This window comes from Tistlia sp. (assembly GCF_040905785.1).
Classification (GTDB): domain Bacteria; phylum Pseudomonadota; class Alphaproteobacteria; order Kiloniellales; family DSM-21159; genus Tistlia.
In genome coordinates this window covers 1-6,263 of record NZ_JBBDQW010000040.1, presented here as the reverse complement: position 1 = coordinate 6,263, position 6,263 = coordinate 1, and the positions used below count along the sequence as shown (strand labels likewise).

Annotated in this window: 5 protein-coding genes and 1 pseudogene; all 6 read left to right on the top strand. The window is 70.0% G+C overall.

Annotated features, from left to right (window positions below; all coding sequences use genetic code 11):
- Nucleotides 1-212 (top strand): annotated as a pseudogene (locus WD341_RS10095) (branched-chain amino acid ABC transporter permease); the annotation flags it as partial.
- A gap of 4 nt (nucleotides 213-216) precedes the next feature.
- Nucleotides 217-1,293 carry a branched-chain amino acid ABC transporter permease gene (locus WD341_RS10090; protein WP_368425322.1) on the top strand — a complete coding sequence of 359 codons (1,077 nt, stop codon included), beginning with the start codon at nucleotides 217-219 and terminating at the stop codon, nucleotides 1,291-1,293.
- A gap of 116 nt (nucleotides 1,294-1,409) precedes the next feature.
- Nucleotides 1,410-2,711: an ABC transporter substrate-binding protein gene (locus WD341_RS10085; RefSeq protein WP_368425321.1), complete on the top strand. Its 1,302-nt coding sequence runs from the start codon at nucleotides 1,410-1,412 to the stop codon at nucleotides 2,709-2,711.
- 93 nt (nucleotides 2,712-2,804) lie between these two features.
- Complete coding sequence (locus tag WD341_RS10080) at nucleotides 2,805-3,665, top strand: ABC transporter ATP-binding protein (RefSeq protein WP_368425320.1); 861 nt, start codon at nucleotides 2,805-2,807, stop codon at nucleotides 3,663-3,665.
- Entirely contained in the window at nucleotides 3,665-4,909 is a 1,245-nt protein-coding gene (locus WD341_RS10075) for a phenylacetate--CoA ligase family protein (protein ID WP_368425319.1), read from the top strand. The genes WD341_RS10080 and WD341_RS10075 overlap by 1 nt, the downstream gene beginning before the upstream one ends.
- A gap of 1 nt (nucleotide 4,910) precedes the next feature.
- Nucleotides 4,911-5,687, top strand: coding sequence for a cyclopropane-fatty-acyl-phospholipid synthase family protein (locus WD341_RS10070; RefSeq protein WP_368425318.1), 777 nt, complete (start codon nucleotides 4,911-4,913; stop codon nucleotides 5,685-5,687).
- The last annotated feature ends 576 nt before the right edge of the window (nucleotides 5,688-6,263 follow it).

Genomic DNA, 6,263 nt, shown 5'->3' with positions numbered 1-6,263 from the left:
TGCCGGTGCTGATCCTGGGCGGCTTCACCTCGATCCCCGGCGCCATCGTCGGCGGCCTGATCATCGGCTACGGCGAGCAGGTCGCCGAGAACTTCGTCGGGCTGGAGATCGGCGGCGCGATCCAGGACTGGTTCGCCTACATGCTGGCCCTCGTGTTCCTGCTGTTCCGGCCCCAGGGCCTGTTCGGCGAACGCATCATCGAGCGGGTGTAGGACGATGCTCTACCGCGAGACCGGCCAGTTCAAGACGACCTACCGCGCCGACCAGGCGATCTTCCCGATCCTGCAGGACAGGATCGGCGTGCTGGCCTTCCTCGCCTTCGCGGTGTTCGGGGTACCGTTCATCGCCGACGCCTACCTGCTCGAGACCATCTTCGTGCCGGTGCTGGTCTTCTCCCTGGCGGCGATCGGGCTCAACATCCTGACCGGCTACTGCGGGCAGCTCAGCCTCGGCACCGGCGGCTTCATGGCCTGCGGCGCCTTCTTCTCCTACAAGCTGGCGACCGGCTTCCCGGAGCTCAACGTCGTCTTCGTGTTTCTGCTCTCGGGCCTCGGCACGGCGGCGGTCGGCGTGCTGTTCGGCCTGCCGAGTCTGCGCATCAAGGGCTTCTACCTGGCGGTCGCGACCTTGGCGGCGCAGTTCTTCCTGGTCTGGATGTTCAACAAGTTCGGCTGGTGGACGAACTACAGCCCGTCGGGCGTGATCTCGGCGCCGCCGCGCGAGATCTTCGGCATCGTGGTCTCCAGCTCCAAGGCCGCACCGGAGGTCAAGTACCTGTTCCTGCTGGTCATCGTGGCGGTGCTGGCGCTGGTCGCCAAGAACCTGGTGCGCAGCCGCATCGGCCGCTCCTGGATGGCGATCCGCGACATGGACATCGCGGCCGAGATCATCGGCATCCGGCCGCTCGTCGCCAAGCTCTCGGCCTTCGCCATCAGCTCCTTCTACATCGGCGTCGCCGGCGCGCTCTGGGCCTTCGTCTACACCGGCTCGGTCGAGGCGCTGGCCTTCCAGATCGAGCGGTCGTTCCAGGTCCTCTTCATGGTCATCCTGGGCGGCCTGGGCTCGATCCTCGGCTCCTTCCTGGGCGCGATCTTCATCGTGCTGCTGCCGATCGCGCTCAACGTCGGGATGCGGGCGATCGACCCGACCATCTCGGTCTCGCTGATCTCGCACATCGAGTTCATGCTGTTCGGCATGCTGATCGTCTTCTTCCTCATCGTCGAGCCGCACGGCCTGGCGCGGCTCTGGCAGATCGGCAAGGAGAAGCTGCGGCTCTGGCCCTTCCCCTACTGATCCTTCCCTGTCGAGTGGCGTCGCGGTTGGCGCGGGGCGGGGCAGGGTGATACCGTGATCGGCGAAAGCGGACGCCGAACAAGAATGGTCCGCATCACACTGGGAGGTACGACACGATGCGCTTCAAGACCCTTTGCCTGGCGGCCGCGGGGGCGGCGGTGCTGGCGGCGAGCGGGCTCCCCGCCCAGGCCGCCGAGCAGTACGTTCCCCTGCTGGTCTACAAGTCCGGTCCCTACGCCCCGAACGGCATCCCGATCGCGCACGGCTGGGAGGACTACATCAAGCTGATCAACGCCCGCGACGGCGGCGTCAACGGCGTCACGCTCGTCTCGGAAGAGTGCGACACGGGCTACAACAACGACCGCGGCGTCGAGTGCTACGAGCGCCTGAAGCGTCCGACGGCGGCGACCTTCCAGCCGCTGTCGACCGGCATCACCTACGCCCTGATCGACCGCATCACCGAGGACAAGATCCCGCTCTTCACCTCGGGCTACGGCCGCACCTCGGGCTCCTACGGGCCGGTCTTCCCCTACGTCTTCACCGCTCCGCTGACCTACTGGTCGGGCGCGGACATCATGGTGCAGTACGCCAAGGAGCAGGAGGGCGGCAGCCTTGAGGGCAAGAAGATCGCCCTGGTCTATCACGACTCCGCCTATGGCAAGGAGCCGATCGCCACGCTGGAGCGGCTGGCCGGGGAGGAGGGCTTCGAGTTCCACGCCTATCCCGTCGCCCATCCGGGCCTCGAGCAGAAGTCGACCTGGCTGCAGATCGGCCGCCAGCTCCGGCCCGACTGGACCTTCATGTGGGGCTGGGGCGTGATGAACTCGACCGCGGTCAAGGAAGCCGCCGCGGTCGGCTACCCGATGGACAAGTTCATCGGCATCTGGTGGTCCGGCACCGAGCCGGACGTGCTGCCGGCCGGCGCCGGCGCCAAGGGCTACAAGGCGCTCGGCTTCCATCAGCCCGGCTCCGACCTGGAGCTGCTGCAGGACGTGCTCCAGCACGTCTACAACGGCGACGAGGCGGCGGCCCGCGAGAAGGGCTGGGGCACCGTGCTCTACAATCGCGGCCTCTTCTCCATGGCCATGGAGATCGAGGCGATCCGCGCCGCCCAGGAGATCCACGGCGAGGGCAAGGAGCTGACCGGCGAGCAGGTTCGCGACGGCTGGGAGACCCTGGACCTGACCGAGGCCAAGCTCGCCGAGCTCGGCCTGGGCGACTTCACCAAGCCGGTGAAGATCACCTGCGAGGACCACGAGGGCGGCGGCCAGGCCTTCGTCCAGCAGTGGGACGGCGAGCAGTGGAACGTGATCTCGGACTGGTACTCGCCGAACCGCGAGCCGCTGGTGGCCGCCTACAAGGCCGACGCCCTGGCCTACGCCAAGGAGAAGGGCATCACCCCGCGCGAGTGCAACTAGCGCGAGGATCGACCGAAGGGCCGAGGACCCCCGCCCCAGGAGCCGGGGCGGGGGTCTTCCCCCTTTTCAGGCTGGATGGGACGCCCCCGCGCGATGAGTGAAGCTGCCGTCAAAGAGAAGCTGGGCCTGGGCGCCGCCGCCGCCGAAGGCGCGCCGGCCCTGCTCAGCGTCAACAACATCGAGGTCATCTACGACCACGTCATCCTGGTCCTCAAGGGCGTCTCCCTGGAGGTGCCGCAGGGCGGCGTCGTGGCGCTGCTCGGCGCCAACGGCGCCGGCAAGACGACGACCCTCAAGGCCATCTCCAACCTGCTGCGCGCCGAGCGCGGCGACGTCACCAAGGGCTCGATCAGCCTGGGCGGCGAGCGCGTCCAGCACCTGACCCCCAACGACCTGGTCAGGCGCGGCGTCATCCAGGTCATGGAGGGGCGGCACTGCTTCGAACACCTGACGGTCGAGGAGAACCTCCTCACCGGCGCCTACACGCGCGGCGACGGCAGCGCCGCCATCGAGCGCGACCTGGAGATGGTCTACGGCTACTTCCCGCGGCTGCGCGAGCGGCGCAGCAGCCAGGCCGGCTACACCTCGGGCGGCGAGCAGCAGATGACCGCCATCGGCCGCGCCCTGATGAGCCGCCCGAAGGTCATGCTGCTCGACGAGCCCTCGATGGGCCTGGCGCCGCAGCTGGTCGAGCAGATCTTCGAGATCGTCAAGACGATCAATGAGGAGCAGGGGGTCTCGATCCTGCTCGCCGAGCAGAACACCAACGTCGCCCTGCGCTACGCCCGCTACGGCTACATCCTGGAAAGCGGCCGCGTGGTCATGGACGGCCCGGCCGAGGCGCTGCGCGAGAACGAGGACGTCAAGGAGTTCTACCTTGGCCTCTCCTCGACCGGCCGCCGCTCCTACCGCGACGTCAAGCACTACAAGCGCCGCAAGCGCTGGCTCGCCTGATGGCCGGCGCAGCGGGCGAGCACTTCGACGACCTGGAGACGCGTGCGCCCGAGGTCCGCGAGGCTGAGCTGCTCGAGCGGCTGCGCGGCCAGCTGGCGCGCGCCAAGGCGACCGAGGGCTACCGCGAGCGCCTCTCCGGCCTCGAGCCCGGCGATCTGCGCAACCGCGCCGACCTGGCGCGCCTGCCGGTGACCCGCAAGGCCGAGCTGATCCGCCTGCAGGGCGAGCGGCCGCCCTTCGGCGGCTTCAACGCCGTCGCCCCCGGCGCCGCCGGCCGAATCTTCGTCTCGCCCGGCCCGATCTACGAGCTGGAAGGCCGCGAGAGCGACTACGGCCGGGTCGCCCGCGCGCTCTTCGCCGCCGGCTTCCGGGCCGGCGAGGTCGTGCACAACTGCTTCGCCTACCACCTGACCCCGGGCGGCTGGATCATGGACGCCGGCGCCCGCGCGCTCGGCTGCGCCGTGGTCCCGGCCGGCGTCGGCAACAGCGAGCAGCAGGTCGAGGCGATCGCCCACCTGCGGCCCGACGGCTACGCCGGCACGCCGGACTTCCTGAAGGTGCTGCTCGACAAGGCGGCGGAGCTCGGCCGCGACTGCGGCTCGCTGCGCAAGGCCCTGGTCTCGGGCGGCGCCCTCTTCCCCAGCCTGCGCGCCGAGTACGCCGAGCGCGGCGTCGCCGTCAGGCAGTGCTACGCCACCGCCGAGCTCGGCCTCGTCGCCTACGAGTCCGAGGCGATGGAGGGGCAGATCGTCGACGAGGGCTGCCTGCTCGAGATCGTGCGTCCCGGCACCGGCGAGCCGGTCGCCGAGGGCGAGGTCGGGGAGGTCGTGGTGACCACCTTCAACGAGGCCTATCCGCTGATCCGCCTGGCCACCGGCGACCTCTCGGCGATCCTGCCCGGGACCAGCCCCTGCGGGCGCACCAACCTGCGCATCAAGGGCTGGCTCGGCCGCGCCGACCAGACCGCCAAGGTCAAGGGCCAGTTCGTCCACCCCGAGCAGATCGCCGAGACGGTCCGGCGCTTCCCCGCCGTGGTCAAGGCGCGCCTCGTCGTCGAGCGCGCGGGCGAGCAGGACCGCATGACCCTCCAGGTCGAGACCAGCGGCGCCGAGCCCGCACTCGGCGCCCAGCTCGCCGACGCCCTGCAGGCGGCGACCCGGCTCAAGGGCGACGTCGAGCTGCTGGCGCCGGGCAGCCTGCCGAACGACGGCAAGGTCGTCGACGACCGGCGCAAGTACGACTGAGGTGGCCGATTCGAGGGGCGAGGGGCCCGATCCGGCCTGGCAGGAGGCCTTCTTCGCCGGCCTGACCCTGGACGTCTGGCGCGCCGCCGTCGACGAGGAGCGCCTGGCCGCCGAGTGCGACTTCATCGCCGACGCCCTCGACCTCGACGCCGAGGCGACCCTGCTCGACGTGCCCTGCGGCGAGGGCCGCCATGCCGTCGAGCTGGCGCGGCGCGGCTATCGCCCGACCGGCCTCGACCTCTCGGAGGCCTGCCTCGCGCGGGCCCGCGCCGCCGCCGAGGACGACCCGGAGATCGAGGAGCCGCCGGCCTTCCTGCGCCGCGACATGCGCGACCTGCAGGGCCTCGGGCCCTTTGCCGGCGCCTGCTGCCTGGGCAACGCCTTCGGCTACTTCGACGCCGCCGGCTGCCGCGACTTCCTGGCCGCCGTCGCCGGCACCCTGGCGCCGGGCGCCGGCTTCCTGCTGCACAGCGGCATGATCGCCGAGAGCCTGCTGCCGAACTACGAGCCCGAGCTCTCGCTCGAGGTCGGCGGCTTCCGCATGGACTGCCGCAACGACTACGACGTCCTGGCCGGCCGGCTCGACACCCATTACCGCCTGACCCGGGGCGCCCGGGTCGAGGAGCGCCTGGGCCACCACTGGATCTTCACCCTGCGCGAGCTCGCGGGAATGCTGGCCGAGGCCGGCTTCGAGGCGCCGCAGGCCTTCGCCGAGATCGACGGCAGCCCCTTCGAGGTCGGCGACCCGCAGCTCTACCTGCTCTGCCGCAAGGCCTGAGGTCGAGGTAGGGGCGGGATCTCTCCTGCCGCTTCTTCACATTATCGCCGCTGTCGGAGCCTTTCGCGGCCACAGTGCAGGAGCACCTTCATAGCTGCCGGAGACGTCCCCTCCGACCCCCGCCAGTCCACTCCATGCCCCCACGGAGCGACTGGCCCGGCGGCGGCCGCCGGTCGCGATCCCGGCGGCCGCCGCCCTCTCCCTCAAGGTCTCCAAGAACCCTGCCTTTTCCGTCATCCCCGCGAAAGCGGGGATCCAGAGAAGGGGGCCGCGACACGGACTTTCGGCACCGTCCGCGCGAGCGGTTGCGTCCTCTGGATCCCCGTTTTCACGGGGATGACGGAGGAGAGGGCGGGGATGACGGAAGAGCGGGCATGACGGAAGAACGGGGATGACGCCCTCTCCCTCTGGGCTTCCGAGCAGTCTCCTTTCCCGTCATCCCCGCGAAAGCGGGGATCCATAGAGAGCGGCCGCCACACGGACTCCGGCACCGTCCGCGCGAGCGGGTCCGTCCTCTGGACCCCCGTTTTCACGCACTGCTGTCCGGGATTTTTTCTGAGGGGAGTAGTGCACGGC